Origin of the sequence: Brachyspira pulli (genome assembly GCF_036997785.1) — a bacterium.
In the GTDB taxonomy this organism is placed as follows: Bacteria; Spirochaetota; Brachyspiria; order Brachyspirales; family Brachyspiraceae; genus Brachyspira; species Brachyspira pulli.
In genome coordinates this window covers 1-2,818 of record NZ_JAWLQI010000123.1, presented here as the reverse complement: position 1 = coordinate 2,818, position 2,818 = coordinate 1, and the positions used below count along the sequence as shown (strand labels likewise).

Genomic DNA, 2,818 nt, shown 5'->3' with positions numbered 1-2,818 from the left:
TTTTTTTAAATTTTAAATATCTGCAGGGCTTTGCCTCGCACCCCACTTCTTTTGCGACCAAGGAAGTATTGTAAGTATTGCCACAAAGAAGCAAAAGGGCTATATTTTAGCTTAAATTGATAATTTATATTACATGTAAAACAATTTTAGTATTATTTAGTACTAATTTTATACTTGCACTTTTTGGTTCTTTTTCCCACTGCACGCCACAGGCACTTCCTACGGTCGAAAAAGAACTTGTGGACGTAGTAAATAGAGCGGAGTCCCAAAATAACAAAAATAAGAAAATAATTTTTGATAAAATATAGTTATTTAGGTATATTCCTAATTTTTATCATTTTTTCTTAGTCAAAATCATAAGCATATTTTTCAAAGAAAATTTTAATGATACATACAAAGTTTGATCTAAACTTGTCATTTTTATAGTTTGTTTATCAGCTATATCTTCAGGATTAATTATCTTAACATCAAAATATTTAGAAAATCTATCTATAGCATCAAGTCCATAAAGTCTTACATGATCTGATTGACCATATTTTTTCTTTCTTTTATACGGTGTATTTATAGAAGAATCTTCAAAAGTTTTTTTATACTGAGGTGAATATGGAAACGATAAAAAAATTGTACCGTCATCTTTCAAAACTCTATTAAATTCAGACAACATTTTATTTTCATCTTCTATATGCTCTATGACATGCCCTGATAATATTAAATCAAAATAATTATCATCAAAAGGCAGATTTGTAACATCTGCTTCTATACAAGGTACATTAGGATATAAATTAGGAGATATATCAGTAGGGTAATACTCTATATTTTTATTTTTTGATAAAGCTTTATATATACATTCTTCAGGTGCTGTATGTAATAATTTGATATTCTTATCTAATCTATCATCTATAAAATAGTAATTTTCTAAAGCCATATATAAAAGTCTGTTTCTTTCAGTAGAACCGCATATAGAACATTTCTTATTTGATAAAGGATTAGCCCCAGCCATTAAAAATACAGACATATTTCCACATATATTACATTTATATTTATATTTATCTTTTTTAAAAGCATTTTTTAAAAATTGCTCTCTATATTTTCTTACAAATATTAATCTAGCTATTATATCTACTATTAATTTATACATAAATACCTACTTTTACTGAAAACGCCTTGGCTTTATATTATTATTAAATAATGCCATACATAATAAAATATAGTATACCGAAAATTTTTAAGTTTGTCAACTTATGAATTTCATAGAATTATCAACTTTTTTACTGCAACTTCATAAAAAAACTTATATCATCGATAAACTTGAATATGTTTAGTAAAAGTGTAAATGTACAATTAGTACTAACTAAAATCATTTCAATATATAATTTGTTCTATTAAATAGAATAAATATTACGAAAATATTTTTATAATATTTTTTTATAATTAATTTTTATATTGATTTTCATTTAAATAATATATAAATTAAGAGAGTAAAACATAAAAGAGAATAACAAATTATTTGATTATATAAGTGAAAGCGATAATATAAAGAGAATAAAAATATCTCATTCTATAAGAGGTAATTTTCAAAACTTTGGAGAAATGCCTCATATAGATTTAGATATAGATTTGGATAAAGAATATAAAAATTATAAAAATGAACAGCAAAATACAATAGATAATGTTATAAAGAAATTAAAAAATATAATATTATCAAAATTCAAAGAAAATAATATAAGCAAAGATAATAAAATAGTTCTTTATGCAATAGCTCAAAATAGTATACTTGTTTCTATAGCTTATATATTAAAAAAATATGAATATGATTTTACTTTCTTACCAAAACCTAAGGATTCAACATCTTGGGGATTTAAAGATATAGAAATTGATTCTCCTGAATTAACAAGTTTTATAAAGAGTAAATCTAATATTATGAGAATAGATAATATTAATCACCCAATAGGAATAATATTATCTGGTCAATCTAATATAGAAGGTGTAGAACAAGTTTATAAAGACGATAAGAATTTGATTATTAATAAAGGTTTCGATTATTCATACAGCAATATCATAACAATAACACATCAAATAATATTGGAAGAACATTCTCATAAAAGTTTAGTAAATAAAAGATGTTATGATGTATTCACTAAGAAAATAGATGAAATTTTTAATGATATTCTTAAATATAAAACATTAGAAGAAGTGCATATATTAAGTTCGATACCTGCTAATGGACTTTTATATGTAGGACAAAAAATGGCTGATGATAAATATGACCATTTAAACTTTTATATATATAATTACAGCAGCGATAATAATAGATAGAACTCGGTGCAATACTTAATAGCAATTTATTAGAATATTAATTTATTTAATGTTTAGTATTATAATAAATATATTTATTAATTTATATTAATCTCAAAAAATTTATTTTTATATAATAAAAAACTTTTTATAATTGCATAATAGAGTAGGTATACAATTATAAAAAGTTTAAAAGCTGATTGATATATACCTAAACAAATATACTTTGTCAAAAATAAATTTATATTTTGTTTTTAATATTTGGGGCTTTGCCCCATACCCCAGTTCTTTTATTGGTATAAAAGAACCAAAACAACTGCATTTTTTACCAAAAATTAGGGTATTACACCATATTTGATAAATATTCTTAAAATATAAAGTTATAGCAATTGCGTTTTCGCTAAGTGTATCCGAGCCTGTCAAGGATATAGCTACTTTGACGAAGTCCGCAGAGCGTGTGCGGCGGGAAAAAGTTTACTAAAAAAATGACAAACTTAAAAATTTTCAGTATATACCTAAACAA

2 protein-coding genes are annotated in these 2,818 nt (G+C 23.6%); one reads left to right on the top strand and one right to left on the bottom strand.

Going from position 1 to position 2,818, the window contains the following annotated elements; all coding sequences use genetic code 11:
• Window positions 1-334: 334 nt before the first annotated feature.
• Window positions 335-1,138 carry a class I SAM-dependent methyltransferase gene (locus R4K56_RS14595; protein WP_335760386.1) on the bottom strand — a complete coding sequence of 268 codons (804 nt, stop codon included), beginning with the start codon at window positions 1,136-1,138 and terminating at the stop codon, window positions 335-337.
• A 347-nt stretch (window positions 1,139-1,485) separates the two neighbouring features.
• Between R4K56_RS14595 and R4K56_RS14590 the strand changes: the two genes are divergently transcribed.
• On the top strand, window positions 1,486-2,316 hold the full coding sequence (locus R4K56_RS14590) for an SAVED domain-containing protein (RefSeq protein WP_335773196.1): 831 nt from the start codon (window positions 1,486-1,488) through the stop codon (window positions 2,314-2,316).
• Window positions 2,317-2,818: the final 502 nt, after the last annotated feature.

Excerpts from the sequence above, each read along its gene's own strand:
- R4K56_RS14595 (WP_335760386.1), bottom strand. The coding sequence starts at position 1,138 with ATGTATAAATTAATAGTAGATATAATAGCTAGATTAATATTTGTAAGA.